Genomic DNA, 18,161 nt, shown 5'->3' on the forward strand with positions numbered 1-18,161 from the left:
CCGGCCCGCCCTCTCCACCCGACGGTACAGGCCCGACGGTACAGGACCGATGGTACAGGACCGATGGTACAGGCCCGATGGTACAGGCCCGATGGTACAGGATAGACGATCCGGTGCCGCCCGTGTCCCGGCGTCGGGACGCGCGTCGCCGATCCGGCGCATCCCTCGCGACATCCCCTCTTGGCCATCGAGGGCGACGCTGCCTAACCTCCCGCCATGCAGGTGTTCGCCCATGCCTCCCATCGAGGCCATTCGCCGCAATTCTTCCTCCAGCGCGGCACGGTGCGCCGCAACTTCGAGGTGCCCGCGCGCGCCGAGGCGCTGCTCGCCGCCGTCCAGCGCATGGGGCTCGCGCCGGTCACGCCGCCCGCCGCCACGCGCGCGGCGCTGGAGCGCGTGCACACGCCCGACTACCTCGAATTCCTCTCGACCGCCGCCGCCGCCTGGGCCGCGCTGCCGGAGGCGGGGCCCGAGGCGGTACCGAACATCCATCCCACGCCCGAGATGCTGGCCCAGGGCGCGCGCCCCTCGGGCACCATCGTCGGGCAGGTCGGCTGGTACACGGCCGACACCTCCTGCCCGATCGGCCCCGGCACCTGGGAGGCGGCGATCGACGCCGCCGGCTGCGCCCTGGCCGCGGCCGATTCCGTCGGCAGCGGCGGCGGCGCCTACGCGCTGTGCCGCCCGCCCGGCCACCACACCTACGCCGCGCGCGCCGGCGGCCACTGCTACCTGAACAACTCCGCCCTCGCCGCCGAGACGCTGCGCCGCAACGGCGCCCGCCGCGTCGCCGTGCTCGACATCGACAGCCACCACGGCAACGGCACCCAGGGCATCTTCTGGGAGCGCGGCGACGTGCTCACCGTCTCCGTCCATGGCGACCCGAACCGCTACTATCCCTGGTATGTCGGCTTCGCCGAGGAACGCGGCGCCGGCGCGGGGGAGGGGGCGAACCTGAACCTGCCGCTCGCCTTCGGGTCCGACGACGCCGCCTGGCTCGGCGCCGTCGAGGCCGGGCTCGCCCGCATCGACGCCTTCGGCCCCGACGCGCTGGTGATCGCCCTCGGCTTCGACGCCTCCGAGCACGAGCCGCTGGCGGCGCTGAAGGTCACCGCCGAGGGCTTCGAGCGGGCCGGCGCCGCCATCGCCGCGCGCCGCCTGCCCACCGTGCTGGTGCAGGAGGGCGGCTATGCGGTCGAGGTGATCGGCGGCCTGCTGGAGCGCGTGCTCGGCAATTTCGCCTGATCGACGGTTGGGTTTGACGGGGAAACATTCCCCTGTAGGTTGCGATGCGTGAGCAGCATCGCGCGCGTCGTCACCTTCGCCTTCGACGGCATCCGGGCCGTGCCGGTGCAGGTCGAGGTCCAGATCGCCGCCGGCATCCCGGCCTTCCTGCTGGTCGGCCTCGCCAACAAGGCGGTGACGGAGAGCCGCGAGCGGGTGCGCGCGGCGCTCGCCGGGCTCGGCCTCTCCCTGCCGCCGAAGCGCGTGCTGGTGAACCTCGCCCCGGCCGATCTCCAGAAGGAGGGCTCGCATTTCGACCTGCCCATCGCGCTCGCCGTGCTGGCGGCGATGGGCATCCTCGGGCGCGAGGAGATGGCCGGCTACGCGGCGATGGGCGAGCTGGCGCTGGATGGCTCGATCCGCCCGGTGGCCGGCGTGCTGCCCGGGGCGCTCGGCGCCGCGCAAGCCGGGCTCGGCCTGATCTGCCCCGCCGCGCAGGGCGGCGAGGCGGCCTGGGCCGGCGATGTCGAGGTGCTGGCCGCCGACAGCCTGCCCGCGCTGCTGAACCATTTCCGCGGCACGCAGGTGCTCTCGCCGCCCGCCCTGCCGGCGCCCGAGCCCGGCGGCTGGTCCGGCCCCTGCCTCTCCGAGGTGAAGGGGCAGGAGACGGCCAAGCGCGCGCTGGAGATCGCGGCGGCCGGCGGCCACGCGCTGCTGTTCGTCGGCAGCCCGGGTTCCGGCAAGTCGATGCTCGCCGCCCGCCTGCCGGGACTGCTGCCGGACCTGACGGCGCGCGAGGCGCTGGAGGTCTCGATGATCCACAGCGTCGCCGGCCGGTTGCAGGAAGGCCGGCTGCTGCGCCGGCCGCCCTTCCGCGAACCGCACCAGTCGGCGAGCCAGCCGGCGCTGGCCGGCGGCGGCAACCGCGCCCTGCCGGGCGAGATCAGCCTGGCGCATCACGGCGTGCTGTTCCTCGACGAGCTGCCGGAATTCCCGCGCCCCGCCATCGAGGCGCTGCGCCAGCCGCTGGAGACCGGCCGCACCACGGTCAGCCGCGCCAACGCGCATGTCACCTACCCGGCGCGCTTCCAGCTCGTCGCGGCGATGAACCCGTGCCGCTGCGGCTTCCTCGGCGACGCCGCGCGCGAGTGCGGGCAGGCGCCGCGCTGCGGCGAGGCGTACCAGGGCCGCCTCTCCGGCCCGATCCTCGACCGCATCGACATCACCGTGGAGGTGCAGCCGGTGCCGCCGGCGGCGCTGCTCGGCCTCGGCGGCGGCGAGACCTCGCGCGCGGTGGCGGGGCGCGTGGGCGAGGCGCGGCAGCGGCAACGGGCGCGCTACGGCGAGGACGGGCCGCGCTGCAACGGCGAGGCGTCGCAGGCGGTGCTGCAGCGGCACCTGCGCGCGGAGCCGGCGGCGCTGGCGCTTTCCGTCTCGGCGGCCGAGCGGCTGCGGCTTTCCGCGCGCGGGCAGGAGCGGGTGCTGCGGGTGGCGCGCACCATCGCCGACCTGGCGGGGCGGGAGGCGGTGCTGCGGGCCGACGTGGCGGAGGCGTTGGCGCTGCGGCACCGGGCGGCGGGGCGGTAGGGGGGAAGGCGGCGCCTCCTCTCGAACCCAACCGCCTTCCCCAGGCCCATCCGCCCTCTGGGGAAGGCGCCGCCTTCCCCAGACCCCATCCGCCCTCTGGGGAAGGCGCCGCCTTCCCCAGACCCCATCCGCCAGGAGGGCGAGGCCCTCCTGGACCTCTGTTCGTTTGGGCATCGGTGTTGCCGGAGCCGGGATGCCTCTTTCCGGAAAGGGGTTTCCAAAGGGGCTTCGCCCTTTGGTGGGGTCCAGGGGCAAGGCCCCTGGCGGGGTCCGGGGCGGCGCCCCGGGCGTGCCGCGCGGCACGCCTCACGCCTCGACGACCACGTACTCGCCCTCGACCTGCACCGGGAAGGTTTCCGCCTGCAACGCGGCGCCGCTCGCCACCTCGGCGGGGAAGGCGCGCACCTTGATCCGGCGCGGGTCGATCACCGAGCGGCCGGTGCGGATGTCGAATTCCCAATTGTGCCAGGGGCAGCGGATGATCTCGCCCTGGCGCGAGTAGTGGTAGCGCCCCGGCTCGCTCGACTGCACGAGGCCGGTGGTGCGGCCGGCGCACAGGCTGCCGCCATTGTGCGGGCAGCGGTTGGCGATGGCGAAGAACTCGCCCGCGAGGTTGAACACCAGGATGTCGCGCCCGCCGATGGCGACGAGCTTGCGCCCGCCGGGCGGGATCTCGTCGGTGGCGGCGACGACGTGGCGCGTCGCGACGGCGCGGGCGGGGGTGGGCGGCGTGCCAGGTGGGGTGGCGCCGGCCGGCATCAGAGGAAGCCGTACACGGCGCGCGCGTTGCCGCCGAGGATGGCGCGGCGCTGCGCGGCGGTCAGGGTGGCGGGGAGGGCGGTGCGGGGATCGTCGAAATCCCAGTGCGGGTAGTCGGTCGCGAAGAGGATGCGGTCCTGGCCGAGCCACTCCATCACGTCGAGCAGGTGCGAGGCCGCCTCGGGCTCCTCCATGGGCTGGGTGGAGACCCAGAAATGCTCCTTCAGGTACTCGGAGGGGGCGCGGGTGAGGTGGGGGACCTCGGCCTTCAGGTGCTTCCAGTGCTTGTCGAGGCGCCAGCCGAGGGCGGGGATCCAGCCGAGGCCGCTCTCGATCATCACCACCTTCAGCTTCGGGAAACGCTCGAACACGCCTTCCACGATCATCGAGACGACGAGCGCCTGGCAGGAGGTGGCGTGCTCGGTCATCTCCTCGATGTAGAAGGAGGGCCAGCCGCCGTTCGTCAGCGCCCAGCCGCTGTAGCCGAAGACGTGGATGCCGATGGGCAGGCCGGCTTCCTCCGCGGCCTCGTAGATCGGCCAGTAGCGCGGGTTGCCGAGCGGCTCGGCGGTGCGGCTCATCAGCAGGACATGGGCGAAATTGGGGTCGCCGGCGCGGCGGCGGATCTCGGCGGCGGAGGCGGCGCCGTCCTCGTAGGGGACGACGACGGAGGCGCGCAGGCGCGGTTCGGGGCGGCAGAAGGCCTCGACCTGCCACTCGTTCACGGCGAAGGCCATGGCGGCGGAAAGGCCGTTGTTCTGGTCGCCCTGGCCGATGCCGAGCGGGTTGAGGATGCCGTGCGCGATGTTGCACTCGTCGAGGCACTGCGCGCGCAGCAGGTCGAGGTCGGAGCCCGGGCCGCCCTCGGCGGGCCAGGAATCGACGCGGCAGGCGAGGGGCTGCGCCTTGGGAAAGACGTAGCCCTTGTTGAAGCCGTGCCGGGCGCGCAGCCCGTAGGTCTGGAGGTAGTTCCACCAGCGCTCGGTCATGTAGGGGCGGAAGTCGGCGAGGCTGCGGGCGCGCGGGTGGATGTCGCAGTCGAGGATGGCGATGCCGGCGTCGGGGCCGAGGACCCCGGCGCGTGCCTGGATGGGGCTGACGACGTTCATGGGCGGGCTCCCTGGATCGTTGCCCCGGGCAACGCGGCGCCGTGCGCCGGGCTGCCGGGGATCGAGGCTTGATGCGGCGGCGGGGCCGGGGCTGCGTGCGTGCCGGCCGGCGGGGCGTCGGTGCCGGTCGGTCGCCCCAGGAGAGATGAAGCGGGGTCGAGGCGCGGGTAGGTGGCACGGGGGTTGTCGACGGCGATGCGGCGGAGCAGGTCGGCGGGAATGCCGGCGGGGACGATGTCGTCGCCGTCGAACTGCCAGTGCGGGTAGTCCGAGGCCCAGAGCAGCATCGCGTCCGAGCGGAGATGGTCGAGGGCGCGGCGGACCGTGTCCGGGTCCGTGCCGGGTCCCTCGGGCGCGTCGAGGGGCTGGACGGTGAGGCGGACGTGGTGGCGCACGATCTCGGCCGGGTGGCGGTCCACCCACGGGACCTCGGAGCGCACGCCCTTCCAGAACTTGCCGAAGCGCCAGAGGAAGCCGGGCAGCCAGGTGACGCCGGATTCGAGCAGGACGACGCGCAGATCGGGGAATTTCGCGAAGGCGCCCTCGGTGACGAGGCTGGCGAGCTGGGACTGGAAGCCCTGGGACTGGGCGGCGTAGTCCTCCAGGTACCAGCTCGGCCAGCCGACCGAGGTGACGGGGTGGCGGTAGGCGCTGCCGGCATGGATGCCGACGGGCAGGCCGTGCCGGATGGCGGCGGCGTAGACGGGCCACCAGTGGCGGCGGCCGAGCGGCGTCTCGCCCATGCAGAGCAGCAGCACCTGCACGAAGCGCCGGTCGGGCGCGCAGCGCTCGATCTCCTCCACCGCGTGCTCGGGGTTGTGCATGGGCACGACGATGGAGGCGCGCAGGCGGGGATCGCGGTCGAGCCATTCGGCGCGCGTCCAGTCGTTGAGGGCGCGGGCGAAGGCGGCCGCCATGTCCTCGTTGAAGACGAGCTGCACGCCGAAGAGCGGGTTGAGGATGCCCGTGGCGACGTTCCAGCGGTCGAGCGCCTGGGATTGCAGGGCGGCGAGGGTGGTGGCGGCGCGGCCGTCGGCGCCGCGCCAGTCGGCGCGGGCGGTGATGGGGGCGCCGGGCGGGTAGGCGTTCGATTCGATCGCGTCGATGCCGCGTTCCACGGCGGTGTCGCGCCAGAGCGGCTCCAGGTGCGGGAGCAGGGCGCGCATGTCGGGGACGGTGGGGTGCAGGTCGCAGTCGATGGCGCCCGGGGGAAGCGCGAGCGGGCGCGGGAGAGGGAACGCGGGTGGGGGGGCTGGCGGCATGCGGACGCGGTCCTTCCCGGACGGCCTTCGGGCCGTTGTCTGTCGTGGGAGCGGGCGTCGGCGGCGGGCGGGGCCGGGGCGCGCCGGGCCGCTCCGGTGCTTCGCGGGGAGTGTCGCGCCGGGTGGGGTGGGGCGCAACCGCCTTGGGCGCCGCATCGGGCGGGGTTGGGAGCGGGGCGGCGGTCACGGCCGGCCGGGTCGTGCGGAATGCCGGGGCGCGGCGGGCGGGGTGGCGCGCGAAGGGCCGAACCGCCCTACCCCATGCCGGCCGGGCTCACGCGGAGCAGGCCCGTCCCGCTAGCCAATGCCTCGCATCCGGACGCATACTGGGCAGCCGGTCAGCCGAGCAGGAACGGCTGGGATGAACCTTCTGGCAAGAACGTAGGGCATGGAGGCACATCAGCTCCGTTGCTTCCTGGCCACCGCCGAGCTGGGCTCCGTCACCCGCGCCGCCGCCCGGCTGGAGATGGCGCAGCCGACATTGAGCCAGATCCTGCTGCGCCTGGAGGACGAGCTCGGGATCCGGCTGTTCGAGCGGACCGCCCGCGGCGTCCTGCTCACCGACCCGGGCCGCATCTTCCGCGAGCACGCCCGCATCATCCTGTGCGACATGGACCGGGCCCGGGCGGAGGTCAGGCAGCGCGACGCCGCCTCGCCCGCCGCGGTCCCCATCGGCCTGCCCAGCTCCGTCAGCCTCCTGGCCGGCGCCCGCCTCGTGATCGCGGCGCGCGAGCGGCTGCCCAACGTCTCGGTGCGGCTCGACGAGGCGTTCTCCGGCCACATACGCGCCTGGCTGGAGGAGGGGCGCATCGAATTCGGCATCCTTCACCACGCGGATGCGCTGCAGCACCTGTCGGTCCGGCGCCTCGCGGTGGAGGAATGCTGCCTGGTCGGCCCGGCCGGCCGCTTCGGCCCGGCGGGCCGGCATGGCATCGCCGAGGCACCGGTCTCGCTGGTCGCCTCGCCACCCGGCCCGCTGATCATGCCGACCCGGGCGCACGGCCTGCGCCGGCTGGTCGAGCAGGAGGCCGCGGCCCAGGGCATCGCGCTCGACGTGGCGATCGAGATCGACTCGCTGAACCACATCCGCACCCTGGTGGCGGGTGGCCACGGCCTCACCGTGCTGTCGCACTCGGCCGTGCAGGAGGACCTCGTCGCGGGCCGGCTCTCGGCGGCGCCGCTGGGCCGGCCGGCGATACGCCGGCCTATCTACCTGGCGCGCAACCCCACCAGGGCCGTCACCCGCGCCTCGGTGCGGGTCGAGGACCTGCTGGTGTCGCTGCTGCGCGGCATGGTGGAGGACGGCACCTGGCGCGCGGAATGGGTGGCCGACGAACTGGCGGCCGACGGCCAGGCCACGCCGGGATGACGGCCCCCCGTTCGCATCTGCCGCCGCGCCGCGCCGCCGCCGTTCAGTCGGCGAACTCGGCGCGTATCCGCGCCGAGTGCTCGCCGATCGCCGGCACCGGGCCGAGCGCGCGCTCGCCGTCGCTGAACACCGGCGCCGGGGCCGCCACCGGCACCTTCCCGCCCGGCGTGTCGAGCACGACGCGGCGCAGCGCGGGGTGCTGCGCGAAGGCGGCGACGTCGTTGACGAAGCCGTAGGCGGTGTTGGCGGCGCGCAGCTTCGCCGCGCACTGCTCGCGCGTCAGCCCGCGGAAGGTCTCGGCGACATGGGCGTCCACCATGGGCCGGTGCGCCACGCGCTCCACGTTGCTGCGGAAGCCCTCGCGGGCGGGCAGGTCCGGCTGCTCCAGGAAGCGGGCGCAGAAATCCGCCCACTCCCGCTCGTTCTGGATCGAGATCAGCACCAGCGCGCCGTCGGCGGTCGGGAAGGCGCCGTAGGGGCAGATCGAGGGGTGCGCGAGGCCGATGCGCGGCGGCACCACGCCGGTGCCCTCGTAGTAGAGCAGCGGCACGTTCATCATGTCGGCCATGCCGTCGAACAGCGAGACGCCGATGCCCTTGCCGCGCCCGGTGATGCCGCGCTCGATCAGCGCCTCCAGCACCGCCGCGTGCGCGTTCATGCCGCAGGCGATGTCGCAGACCGAGACGCCGACGCGCCCCGGCCCCTCGGGGCGGCCGGTGACGCTGGCCAGGCCGCTCTCGGCCTGCACCAGCAGGTCGTAGGCCTTCATCGTGGCGTAGTCGCCGCTCTCGCCGTAGCCGGAGATGTCGACGGTGATGAGGCGCGGATGCTTCTCGCGCAGCGCGGCCGAGCCGAAGCCGGCGCGGGCCATGGCGCCGGGGGCGAGGTTCTGGATGAACACGTCGGCCTTCGCCAGCAGCCGGGCCAGCAGCGCCTTGTCGTCGGCGGCCTTGATGTCGAGGACGAGGCTCTCCTTGCCGCGGTTGAGCCAGACGAAGTAGCTCGACGAGCCCTTCGCCGCCCGGTCGTAGCCGCGCGCGAAGTCGCCCTCGGCGCGCTCGATCTTGATCACCCGCGCGCCGGCATCGGCGAGGCGCGAGGCGCAGTAGGGGGCCGCGACGGCCTGCTCCATCGAGACGACGAGCAGCCCGGCGAGGGGCTTCGCTCCGGCCACGGCTCAGCCCTCCTTGCCGACGCCGGCGGCGCGCAGCAGCTCGCCCCAGCGCTCGACCTCGTGCCTGATCAGCGCCGAGAGATGGGCGGGGGTGCGCTCCTCGCCGACCGGGGCGCGGGTGGAGAACTGCGCGAAGCGCGCCTTCACCTGCGGGTCGTCGAAGGCGGTCGCGAGCGCCGCGTCGTGCGCGGCGGCGACCGCCTCCGGCGTGCCGCGCGGCGCCACGATCGCGTTCCACACCTCGAGGTCGAGGCCGGGCAGCCCGGCCTCGGCCGCCGTCGGCACGTCCGGCAGCTCGGGCAGCCGGGCGGGGCCGGTGACGGCGAGCGCCTTCGCCTGTCCGGCCAGGGCGGGCGGGATGGCGTTCATGCCCTGGGAGACGATCAGGTCCACCGTGCCGGCGACGAGGTCGTTCAGCGCCGGCGCCTCGCCGCGATAGGGCACCAGCTCGCCCCTGCCGCCCGCCGCGGCGAAGGCCTGCAGCGCGCCGAGGTGCAGCGTGGTGCCGGTGCCGGAGGTGCCGGCGATCAGCCCGCCCTGCCGCACCCGCTCGCGGAACTGCGCGATGCTCGTGATGCCGGACTTCTCCGAGACCAGCAGCACCATCGGGTTGGTGCCGACCAGCCCGACCGCGCGGAAGTCGCGCGGGTCGTACTGCAGGTGGTTGTAGAGGTGCGGGTTGACCGCCAGCACGCCGACATGGGCGAAGAGCAGCGTGTGCCCGTCCGGCGCGGCGCGGGCGACGCGGGTGGCGCCGATCGTGCCGCCGGCGCCGGTGGTGTTCTCCACCACCACCGTCTGGCCGAGGGCGCGCGACATCGGCCCGGCGACGAGGCGGGCCATCACGTCGGTGGTGCCGCCGGCCGCGAAGGGCACGACCATGGTCACGGTGCGGTTGGGCTTCCAGCCGGGCTGGGCGGGCTGGGCCAGGGCGGCGCGGGACGCCGCCCCGGACAGCAGGGCGGTGCCCAGGGAAGTGCCCAGGGAAGCGCCCAGGGAAGTGCCCAGGGGGATGCCGGCGCCGCCGAGGGCGGCGCGCAGGAGGTTGCGGCGTTGCATGGCGGCGCGGCTCAGAAGCTGCGCGGCAGGCCGAGCACGTGCTCGGCGACGTAGCTCAGGATCAGGTTGGTGGAGATCGGCGCCACCTGGTAGAGCCGCGTCTCGCGGAACTTGCGCTCCACGTCGTACTCGTTGGCGAAGCCGAAGCCGCCGTGGAACTGCAGGCAGGCATTGGCCGCCTCCCAGGAGGCCTTGGCGGCGAGGTACTTGGCCATGTTGGCCTGGGCGCCGCAGGGCTGGTGCGCGTCGAACAGCCGGCAGGCCTCGAAGCGCATCAGGTTGGCGGCCTCGATCTCGATGTAGGATTCGGCGATCGGGAACTGCACGCCCTGGTTCTGGCCGATCGGGCGGCCGAACACCACGCGCTCCTTCACGTAGGGCACGACCTTGTCGATGAACCAGTAGCCGTCGCCGATGCACTCGGCGGCGATCAGCGTGCGCTCGGCGTTCAGCCCGTCGAGGATGTACTTGAAGCCCTTGCCCTCCTCGCCGATCAGGTTCTCCGCCGGGATCTCCAGGTTGTCGAAGAACAGCTCGTTGGTCTCGTGGTTGACCATGTTCGGGATGGGGCGGACGGTCATGCCGTGGCCGATCGCCTGGTGCAGGTCGACCATGAAGATCGACATGCCCTCGGACTTGCGCTTCACCTCGGCGAGCGGCGTGGTGCGGGCGAGCAGGATCATCAGGTCCGAGTGCTGGACGCGCGAGATCCACACCTTCTGGCCGTTCACCACGTAGCGGTCGCCCTGGCGCACGGCGGTGGTCTTGAGCTTGGTGGTGTCGGTGCCGGTGGTGGGCTCGGTGACACCCATGGATTGCAGGCGCAGCTCGCCGGAGGCGATCTTGGGCAGGTACTTGCGCTTCTGCTCCTCGGAGCCGTGCCGCAGCAGCGTGCCCATGTTGTACATCTGCCCGTGGCAGGCGCCGGAATTGCCGCCCGAGCGGTTGATCTCCTCCATGACGATGGAGGCTTCCGTCAGGCCGAGGCCGGAGCCGCCGTACTCCTCGGGGATCAGCGCGGCGAGCCAGCCGGCCTTGGTCAGCGCGTCCACGAATTCCTCGGGATAGCCGCGCTCCTCGTCGACCTTGCGGTGGTACTCGGCCGGGAAGGTGGCGCAGAGGCTGCGCACCGCTTCGCGCAATTCCTGATGGTTATCGCTGGTGCTCGACATTGCAGCCTCCCTGGACGATCCGGGCCCCGGCATCGGCCGGGGCGTGGGCCGTCTCTTGCCGGGGCGGGGTCGCGCCAGGGAACAAGTGGTTCGCACTGGCAGCGATTGAGAATTCCAATGGCTCCGCCGGTGGCCCGCCCGGTCCACGCGGATCGCAGCACAGGACGATGGATATCATGCCGCGGAACGTCGTGGGAGAGGACCGGGGCGGCGATCGTGGATCACGCTTGCCGGTGCGGATGCCCGCCGCGCGCCGCAAGGCCCGGCGGCCGCCTGCACCGCGCGGGCCGGGGGCCAGGAACGCTTCCGGGACCACGGTCCCGGCCCCCGACGTGCCGCCGGAACCGCCGGCGTGGCATGCCCGGCACCGGGACGCGCCCCTCCCGCGGGGTACCGGGCCTGGACCGGCCGGCGAACGCCGCCGCCGGCTGGGCGCGTGCCCCGGCCCGGACCGGCCCGTGCGGTCCGACACGGCCGGAACGGGCCGGCGAACCCGATCCGCCCCGATCGGTTCGGGGTGGCGCGATCCGCCGCCGGGCGGCATGTTCCCGGCAACGCGTCCATATCCCGGGAAAACGTCCAATGGTCACGCCACTGTCCCGCCGCGCGGCGCTTGCGCTGCCGCTCGCCGCGTCCCTGCCGCTGCTCGCCCCGCGCGCCGCCCGCGCCGAGCCGTGGCGGCCGTCGCAGCAGGTGCGCATCGTCGTGCCGGCCGCCGCCGGCGGCACCACCGACATCATGGGCCGCCTGCTCGCGGCGCATCTCCAGACCCGCTGGGGCCTGCCGGCCGTCGCCGAGAACCGCACCGGCGCCGGCGGCATCATCGGCACGCAGGAGGTGGTGCGGTCGAAGCCGGACGGGCTGACCCTGCTCTCCGGCAACATCGGCCCGCAGGCCATCGCCTACTCGCTGTTCCGCAACCTGCCCTACAGGCCCGAGGACCTGCTGCCGGTCAGCAACCTGATCCGCGGGCCGAACGTGCTGGTGATCCACCCCTCGATCCCGGCGCAGACCGTGCCGGAATTCGTGGCCTGGCTGCGGGCCAACAACGGCAAGGCCTCCTACGGCTCGCCCGGCGTCGGGCAGTCGCCGCACCTCTCGGCGGTCTGGTTCCTCCAGCTCATCGGCGTGGAGGCGACGCACATCCCCTATCGCGGCGCCGCCCCGGCGATGACCGAGCTGCTGGCCGGCAACATCCAGTTCATGCTCGACAACCTGACCACCGCGATCCAGCAGATACGCGCCGGGCAGGTGCGGGCGCTGGCCGTCACCTCGGCCGACCGCAACCCGCAATTGCCCGAGCTGCCGTCGCTGCGCGAGACCATGCCGGAGCTGGCCAGCTACGAGGTGAACACCTGGTTCGGCATGTTCCTCCCCGCCGGCGCGCCGGCCGAGGTGCTCGACGCCTACAACGCCGAGATCCGGGCGATGGTGGCCCAGCCCGAGATGCAGCGCCGCTTCGCCCAGATGGGCGGCATCCCGGCCGCCGACACCCCGGCGCGCTTCGCCGCCTTCGTGCGGGCCGAGATCGAGAAATGGGGCGGCGTGATCCGCAAGGAGGGGTTGCAGCTCGACGTCGGCTGACGCCGGGCGGCCGGGCCCGCCCTCGCCGTGGCGCGCCCGCCGCGCCGGGCCGGCCTTGACGGGGCAGGGCAGGGGGCGGTCTGCTGCCGCCGTGCCGCAGCAACCGCCCGACGATCCCCTGTCGCCCGCCCCGGTGCCGGCCCGTACGGCGGCCGAGGAACGCGCCGAGCGCCTCGCCGCCGCCCTGCGCGCGAACCTGCATCGGCGCAAGGCCCGAGCCCGGGCGCTCGCCGTCCCGGCGGCGTCCCCGGCTGCCTCCCCGGCGGCCTCCCCGGCGCCGGATCCCTCCGGCCCCGGCTTTCCCAGCGCCACTTCCGCTCGGCCCACCTCCCCAGGGTCCACCTCCCCAGGGCCCACCTCGCCCAGGCCCGCCCCCGCCGCCCCCCATGACTGCCCTGCAACACCGCCCGGCGAATCCGGGTTGGAGGGCTGAACCTTCGGGCGTTGCGGCCGGCCGCCGGCTAGGCTAGACCGCGCCGCCCGCCGGAAGACGCCCGGCATTCCCTCCCGGTCCCTCCTGGGGCGGACATCCCACCCTGGGCGCGCGATGCCGCTCCCCCCTCCGTGTCCCCGCGACGGGGCGCGCCCGGAAGGCCACTGCCATGGCGATCATGCCCGACACCTGGATCCGCCGCATGGCGACCGAGCGCGGCATGATCGAGCCCTTCGTGGAGAGCCAGCGCCGCGAGGGCGTGATCAGCTACGGCCTGTCGAGCTTCGGCTACGACGCGCGCGTCTCCGACGAATTCAAGATCTTCACCAACGTCGACAACGCCATCGTCGACCCGAAGCAGTTCAGCGCCGACAGCTTCGTGGACCGGCGCGGCCCGGTCTGCATCATCCCGCCCAACTCCTTCGCGCTGGCCCACACCGTCGAGTACTTCCGCGTGCCGCGCGACGTGCTGGTGATCTGCCTCGGCAAGTCGACCTATGCGCGCTGCGGCATCATCGTGAACGTCACCCCGCTGGAGCCCGAGTGGGAGGGGCAGGTGACGATCGAGATCTCCAACACCACGCCGCTGCCCGCCCGCATCTACGCCAACGAGGGCATCTGCCAGTTCCTGTTCCTCCAGGGCGCGAGCGCCCCCGAGGTCAGCTACGCGGACCGTGCCGGCAAGTACATGGGCCAGCGCGGCGTCTCGCTGCCCCGGCTCTGACGCGTTGCCGAGCCGCCCGTCGGCGCCGCGCGCCCATCCCCGCGGGGCACCGCCGTGCCCCGCCGTTCCGAGCATGCCCTGAAGGACCTCGCGCATGGACCGTATCCGCATCCGTGGCGGCAGGCCGCTCCGCGGCAGCATCCCGATCGGCGGTGCCAAGAACGCCGCGCTGCCGCTGATGGCGGCCGGGCTGCTCTCGGCCGGCCCGCTGGTGCTGGCCAACGCGCCCGACCTCGCCGACGTGGACACCATGGGCAGGCTCCTGGCGCAGCACGGGCTCTCGGTGGCGCATGACCGCGCCGCGCGCACCATCGCCATCGCCGGCGAGGCCACCAACCTGGAGGCGCCCTACGACCTGGTGCGCAGGATGCGTGCCTCGGTGCTGGTGCTCGGCCCGCTGCTCGCGCGCTACGGCGAGGCGCGCGTCTCGCTGCCCGGCGGCTGCGCCATCGGCACGCGCCCCGTCGACCTCCACCTCAAGGGGCTGGAGGCGATGGGCGCCGAGATCGACCTCGCCGGCGGCTACATCCACGCCCGCGCGCCCTCGGGCCTCGCCGGCGCGCGCTTCCTGTTCCCGCAGGTCTCGGTCGGCGCCACCGAGAACCTGCTGATGGCGGCAACCCTCGCGCGCGGCACCACGGAGCTGGTGAACGCGGCGCGCGAGCCCGAGATCGACGACCTCGCCCACTGCCTGATCGCCATGGGCGCGCGCATCGAGGGCGTCGGCACCGACCGGCTGCGCATCGAGGGCGTGACGCATCTCGGCGCCGCGAACCATCCCATCGTGCCCGACCGCATCGAGGCCGGCACCTATGCCTGCGCCGCCGCCATCGCCGGTGGCGAGCTGCTGCTGCGCGAGGCGCGGCTGGAGCATCTCGGCAGCGTCGCGCGCGTGCTGGGCGAGGCCGGGGTGGAGATGGTCGCGGTCGAGGGCGGCGTGCGCGTGCGCCGGCTGAACGGGCTGCACGGCGCCGACGCCATGACCGAGCCCTATCCCGGCTTCGCCACCGACATGCAGGCCCAGTACATGGCGGTGATGGCCGTCGCCGAGGGCGCGGCGATGATCACCGAGACGATCTTCGAGAACCGCTTCATGCACGTGCCGGAGTTGAACCGGATGGGCGCGCGCATCAACGTCCACGGTGCCTCGGCCATCGTGCGCGGCGTGCCCGCGCTGTCCGGCGCGCCGGTGATGGCGACCGACCTGCGCGCCTCGGTCTCGCTGGTGCTGGCCGGCCTCGCCGCCTCGGGCGAGACGGTGGTGAACCGCGTCTACCACCTCGACCGCGGCTACGAGCGGGTGGAGGAGAAGCTCGCCGCCGTGGGGGCGGACATCGAGCGGCTGACGGACTGACGGGCGGGGAGGGCTCCGCCCTCCCCGAACCCCGGTTCTGTCGTCGGGAAGGGCTCCGCCCTCCCCGAACCCCTCCGGCGAGGGGCCTTGCCCCTTCGATCCCCACCGGGGGCGAAGCCCCCCGGTCCCCCCGTTGGATTTCGGCTTCGCCGCGCCCACGATACGGGCCTGAATCCGAACGGGGGGTTCCAGGGGGGCTTCGCCCCCTGGCGGGGATCCCCAAGGGGCAGCGCCCCTTGGTGGGGTTCCAGGGGCGAAGCCCCTGGCCCTGGCCAGCCCCGCCGCCCCCAGCCCTGTTCCGATGTCACGGCAGCTTCCCCGCACGCCCCCTTGACCCGCCCCGCCCGCCCATGGTCCCTGCCGGGCTCCCGCCGGGTCCCGGCCCGCGCCCCGACGCGATGCCGTTCCCGAGTAGAGCGCCATGGACCTTCCGACCGCCGCCACCCCGATCGACCCCGTGACGCCCGAGGATGCCGGCACCATCGTGCTGGCGCTGCCAAAGGGTCGCATCCTGGCCGAGCTGGGCCCGCTGCTGGAGCGCACCGGCATCCGCCCCGCCGACGACTTCCGCGACGAGGACAGCCGCCGCCTGCGCTTCCCCACCAACCACCCGGCGCTCGACGTGGTGCGGGTGCGTCCCTTCGACGTCGCCACCTTCGTGGCCTTCGGCGGCGCGCATCTCGGCATCTGCGGCGCCGACGTGCTGATGGAGTTCGACTACCCCGAGATCTACGCGCCGCTGGACCTCGGCCTCGGCCGCTGCCGCGTCTCGGTGGCCGAGCCCGTCGCCGTGGCCGGCGCGGACGACGCCAAACGCTGGTCTCGCGTCAGCGTCGCCACCAAGTACCCCAACATCGCCCGCCGCCACTTCGCCGCGCGCGGCGTGCAGGCGGAGGTGGTGCACCTGAACGGCGCGATGGAGCTGGCCCCCTCGCTCGGCCTCGCCAGCCTGATCGTCGACCTGGTGCAGACCGGCTCGACGCTGAAGGCGAACGGGCTGGTCGAGACCGAGGTGATCGCGCCCGTCACCTCGCGCCTGATCGTCAACCGCACCGCGCTCAAGACCCGCTCGGAGGCGATCGGCGCCTGGCTTGCCCGCTTCCGCGCCGCGCTGGCCGAGCCGATCGCCTGAGCCTGGAGCAGCCCGCCCGGCCCGGTTCCGGCCCGACGCCGCCGCCGGGCACCCTGCCGCAATCCCGGTTCCCCCAAACCGACCGGGCCGAACCTTCCGGAGCCCGCCCCATGATGCGTCTCGACACCGCCGATCCCGGCTTCGAGGCCGCCTTCGCCGCCCTGCTCGACACGGCGCGCGAGACCACGGCGCGGGTGGATGCCGCCGTCGCCGCGGTGATCGCCGCCGTGCGCGCGCGCGGCGACGCGGCCCTGCTCGACTGCACGCGCGAATGGGATGGCTGGTCGCCCGCCGACGCCGCCGCGCTGCGCGTGCCGGAGGCCGAGCTTGCCGCCGCGCTGGAAGCCACGCCGCCGGCGCTGCGCGCGGCGCTCGACCTCGCCGCCGCGCGCATCGAGGCGTTCCACGCCGCGCAGAAGCCGGCGGACCTGGAGACGACCGACTCGGCCGGCCTGCGCCTCGGCATGCGCTGGACGGCGCTGGACGCGGTCGGGCTGTACGTGCCGGGCGGCAAGGCGGCCTACCCGTCCTCCGTGCTGATGAACGCGATCCCGGCGAAGGTGGCGGGCGTCGGGCGCATCGCCATGTGCGTGCCCGCACCCGGCGGGGCGCTGAACCCGCTGGTGCTGGCCGCCGCCGCGCGCGCCGGCGTCACCGAGGTGTACCGCATCGGCGGCGCCCAGGCCGTCGCGGCGCTGGCCTGGGGCACGGCGACGGTCGCGCCGGTGGACCGCATCGTCGGCCCCGGCAACGCCTACGTGGCCGAGGCGAAGCGGCAGGTGTTCGGCCGCGTCGGCATCGACTCCATCGCCGGCCCCTCCGAGGTGGTGGTGATCGCCGACGGCGCGAGCGACCCCGAGCACGTCGCCATCGACCTGATGGCGCAGGCCGAGCACGACGAGGCGGCGCAGTCCATCCTCGTCACCGACAGCGCCGCGCTGGCCGATGCCGTGGTGGCCGCCGTGGACCGCGCCCTGGCCGCGCTGCCGCGCGCCGCCATCGCCGGCGAGAGCTGGCGCCGCCACGGCGCGGTGATCCTGGTGCGGGATTGGGAGGAGGCGGCCGACCTCGCCAACCGGCTCGCCCCCGAGCACCTCCAGCTCATGGTCGAGGAGCCGCGCGCCCTGTTCGGCCGCATCCGCCATGCCGGCGCCGCCTTCCTCGGCCGCTGGTGCCCGGAGGCGCTGGGCGACTACGTGGCCGGCCCGAACCACGTGCTGCCGACCGGCCGCACGGCGCGCTTCGCCTCCGGCCTCTCGGTGTTCGACTTCCTCAAGCGCACCACCTGGATCGAGGCGGACCGGGCGGGCCTGGCCGCGATCGGCCCGGCCGCCGTGGCGCTGGCCGAGGCCGAGGGCCTCCAGGCGCATGCCCGCAGCGTGGCGATGCGTCTGCCGGGCTGAACGCCCGCCCGGTCCGACGCCGGGCCGGCGACGGCCGGGAGACCCGGAAGCGGGGCGACCCGCTCCCTCCGTCCTTCCCCCTTTGGTGGCCCCCTTTGGCGGCCTCCTTCGACAGCTCCCGCCGGCCGGGCGCCCCGGCCATGCGCGCCGGGCGCTTGACCGGGGAGGGGGCCATGCGCATCTTCCCGTCGGCTGCCCTTGGGGCCTCCCGGCCTGGACGCCTGTCCCCGCCGAACCCAATTCACATTGCAAGCCGGCATGACCGCCCCCTGTGCATCGCGCGGGGTGGATTGCGCGGGCGCTTCGGCCCATCGAGGATTGATGTCGAAAGAGGACATGATCGAGTTCAGCGGCACCGTGCAGGAGCTGCTGCCCAACGCGATGTTCCGCGTGAAGCTCGACAACGAACACATGGTTCTGGCCCATACCAGCGGGAAGATGCGCAAGAACCGCATCCGCGTCCTGGCAGGCGACCGCGTCAACGTCGAGATGACGCCCTACGACCTGACCAAGGGCCGCATCACCTTCCGCTTCAAGTAGGGCCGCTTCAAGTAGGGCCCCTTCGAGTAGGGGCGCCGCGGGCAGGACCGCTTCGGGCCGGGACCGCCTGAGGCCGGCGCCCGCCATCGGCGAACCTGTCCCCATGGGCACCGGCCCTCCGTGTCCGGCCGCCCCGGGATCGTCCCGATCGCCTCAGGCAACCGGCCATGCCGCATGGCCGGCCGTTCCGATTCGCCGCCACCGGGGCACGCAGCCCGGGCGGACGGCGCAAGAGGGGAGCATCGCATGCAGGCCGCTCCGGCGGAGATCGAACCG

General features: G+C 74.0%; 15 protein-coding genes. 9 read left to right on the forward strand and 6 right to left on the reverse strand.

Annotation, left to right across the window (positions count from 1 at the left end):
* Nucleotides 1-216 precede the first annotated feature (216 nt).
* Nucleotides 217-1,245 (forward strand): histone deacetylase family protein, encoded by a 1,029-nt coding sequence (locus M0638_RS18285; RefSeq protein WP_248668447.1) that lies wholly within the window; start codon nt 217-219, stop codon nt 1,243-1,245.
* Between the two features lie 48 nt (nt 1,246-1,293).
* Nucleotides 1,294-2,811 (forward strand): YifB family Mg chelatase-like AAA ATPase, encoded by a 1,518-nt coding sequence (locus tag M0638_RS18290; RefSeq protein ID WP_248668448.1) that lies wholly within the window; start codon nt 1,294-1,296, stop codon nt 2,809-2,811.
* A gap of 306 nt (nt 2,812-3,117) precedes the next feature.
* Here the strand turns inward: M0638_RS18290 and M0638_RS18295 are convergent, their stop codons facing one another.
* Genes M0638_RS18295 through M0638_RS18305 form a run of 3 tightly spaced genes read right to left on the reverse strand, consistent with a single transcriptional unit; the run spans nt 3,118 to nt 5,941 of the window.
* Nucleotides 3,118-3,570: a Rieske (2Fe-2S) protein gene (locus M0638_RS18295; protein WP_248668449.1), complete on the reverse strand. Its 453-nt coding sequence runs from the start codon at nt 3,568-3,570 to the stop codon at nt 3,118-3,120.
* Nucleotides 3,570-4,679, reverse strand: a complete 1,110-nt coding sequence (locus M0638_RS18300) for an amidohydrolase family protein (RefSeq protein WP_248668450.1) — start codon at nt 4,677-4,679, stop codon at nt 3,570-3,572. Before M0638_RS18300 ends, M0638_RS18295 begins: the two co-directional genes overlap by 1 nt.
* Nucleotides 4,676-5,941: an amidohydrolase family protein gene (locus tag M0638_RS18305; RefSeq protein WP_248668451.1), complete on the reverse strand. Its 1,266-nt coding sequence runs from the start codon at nt 5,939-5,941 to the stop codon at nt 4,676-4,678. Before M0638_RS18305 ends, M0638_RS18300 begins: the two co-directional genes overlap by 4 nt.
* Before the next feature lie 388 nt (nt 5,942-6,329).
* Here M0638_RS18305 and M0638_RS18310 point away from each other — a divergent pair, with 388 nt between their 5' ends.
* The gene (locus tag M0638_RS18310; RefSeq protein WP_248668452.1) at nt 6,330-7,310 is read left to right on the forward strand and encodes a LysR family transcriptional regulator; all 981 of its coding nucleotides are present in this window, start codon (nt 6,330-6,332) and stop codon (nt 7,308-7,310) included.
* Between the two features lie 43 nt (nt 7,311-7,353).
* Here M0638_RS18310 and M0638_RS18315 read toward each other — a convergent pair whose 3' ends face one another.
* Genes M0638_RS18315 through M0638_RS18325 form a run of 3 tightly spaced genes read right to left on the reverse strand, consistent with a single transcriptional unit; the run spans nt 7,354 to nt 10,715 of the window.
* Complete coding sequence (locus tag M0638_RS18315; protein ID WP_345893048.1) at nt 7,354-8,484, reverse strand: CaiB/BaiF CoA transferase family protein; 1,131 nt, start codon at nt 8,482-8,484, stop codon at nt 7,354-7,356.
* Between the two features lie 3 nt (nt 8,485-8,487).
* Nucleotides 8,488-9,543 carry a Bug family tripartite tricarboxylate transporter substrate binding protein gene (locus tag M0638_RS18320; protein ID WP_248668453.1) on the reverse strand — a complete coding sequence of 352 codons (1,056 nt, stop codon included), beginning with the start codon at nt 9,541-9,543 and terminating at the stop codon, nt 8,488-8,490.
* Nucleotides 9,544-9,554: 11 nt separating this feature from the next.
* The gene (locus tag M0638_RS18325) at nt 9,555-10,715 is read right to left on the reverse strand and encodes an acyl-CoA dehydrogenase family protein (RefSeq protein WP_248668454.1); all 1,161 of its coding nucleotides are present in this window, start codon (nt 10,713-10,715) and stop codon (nt 9,555-9,557) included.
* 582 nt (nt 10,716-11,297) lie between these two features.
* Here M0638_RS18325 and M0638_RS18330 point away from each other — a divergent pair.
* The 6 genes from M0638_RS18330 to infA all read left to right on the forward strand — a co-directional run bounded on the left by M0638_RS18330 (nt 11,298) and on the right by infA (nt 17,885).
* Nucleotides 11,298-12,299, forward strand: coding sequence for a Bug family tripartite tricarboxylate transporter substrate binding protein (locus M0638_RS18330; RefSeq protein WP_248668455.1), 1,002 nt, complete (start codon nt 11,298-11,300; stop codon nt 12,297-12,299).
* Between the two features lie 602 nt (nt 12,300-12,901).
* Nucleotides 12,902-13,456: a dCTP deaminase gene (gene dcd / locus M0638_RS18335; RefSeq protein ID WP_248668456.1), complete on the forward strand. Its 555-nt coding sequence runs from the start codon at nt 12,902-12,904 to the stop codon at nt 13,454-13,456.
* 94 nt (nt 13,457-13,550) lie between these two features.
* A complete protein-coding gene (gene murA, locus M0638_RS18340) occupies nt 13,551-14,810 on the forward strand; it encodes a UDP-N-acetylglucosamine 1-carboxyvinyltransferase (protein WP_248668457.1) in 1,260 nt (419 codons plus the stop codon).
* 421 nt (nt 14,811-15,231) lie between these two features.
* Nucleotides 15,232-15,942 (forward strand): ATP phosphoribosyltransferase, encoded by a 711-nt coding sequence (gene hisG / locus M0638_RS18345; protein ID WP_248668458.1) that lies wholly within the window; start codon nt 15,232-15,234, stop codon nt 15,940-15,942.
* 110 nt (nt 15,943-16,052) lie between these two features.
* Entirely contained in the window at nt 16,053-17,345 is a 1,293-nt protein-coding gene (gene hisD / locus M0638_RS18350; protein ID WP_248668459.1) for a histidinol dehydrogenase, read from the forward strand.
* 321 nt (nt 17,346-17,666) lie between these two features.
* The gene (gene infA / locus M0638_RS18355; protein WP_043336856.1) at nt 17,667-17,885 is read left to right on the forward strand and encodes a translation initiation factor IF-1; all 219 of its coding nucleotides are present in this window, start codon (nt 17,667-17,669) and stop codon (nt 17,883-17,885) included.
* The last annotated feature ends 276 nt before the right edge of the window (nt 17,886-18,161 follow it).

It is taken from the genome of Roseomonas acroporae, assembly GCF_023223525.1.
Taxonomy (GTDB): domain Bacteria; phylum Pseudomonadota; class Alphaproteobacteria; order Acetobacterales; family Acetobacteraceae; genus Roseomonas_E; species Roseomonas_E acroporae.

Coding starts and splice junctions, on each gene's coding strand:
- dcd (WP_248668456.1), top strand. CDS start 12,902: ATGGCGATCATGCCCGACACCTGGATCCGCCGCATGGCGACCGAGCGC.
- M0638_RS18300 (WP_248668450.1), bottom strand. CDS start 4,679: ATGAACGTCGTCAGCCCCATCCAGGCACGCGCCGGGGTCCTCGGCCCC.
- hisD (WP_248668459.1), top strand. CDS start 16,053: ATGATGCGTCTCGACACCGCCGATCCCGGCTTCGAGGCCGCCTTCGCC.
- murA (WP_248668457.1), top strand. CDS start 13,551: ATGGACCGTATCCGCATCCGTGGCGGCAGGCCGCTCCGCGGCAGCATC.
- M0638_RS18285 (WP_248668447.1), top strand. CDS start 217: ATGCAGGTGTTCGCCCATGCCTCCCATCGAGGCCATTCGCCGCAATTC.
- M0638_RS18320 (WP_248668453.1), bottom strand. CDS start 9,543: ATGCAACGCCGCAACCTCCTGCGCGCCGCCCTCGGCGGCGCCGGCATC.
- hisG (WP_248668458.1), top strand. CDS start 15,232: ATGGACCTTCCGACCGCCGCCACCCCGATCGACCCCGTGACGCCCGAG.
- M0638_RS18330 (WP_248668455.1), top strand. CDS start 11,298: ATGGTCACGCCACTGTCCCGCCGCGCGGCGCTTGCGCTGCCGCTCGCC.
- infA (WP_043336856.1), top strand. CDS start 17,667: ATGTCGAAAGAGGACATGATCGAGTTCAGCGGCACCGTGCAGGAGCTG.
- M0638_RS18305 (WP_248668451.1), bottom strand. CDS start 5,941: ATGCCGCCAGCCCCCCCACCCGCGTTCCCTCTCCCGCGCCCGCTCGCG.
- M0638_RS18310 (WP_248668452.1), top strand. CDS start 6,330: ATGGAGGCACATCAGCTCCGTTGCTTCCTGGCCACCGCCGAGCTGGGC.
- M0638_RS18325 (WP_248668454.1), bottom strand. CDS start 10,715: ATGTCGAGCACCAGCGATAACCATCAGGAATTGCGCGAAGCGGTGCGC.
- M0638_RS18295 (WP_248668449.1), bottom strand. CDS start 3,570: ATGCCGGCCGGCGCCACCCCACCTGGCACGCCGCCCACCCCCGCCCGC.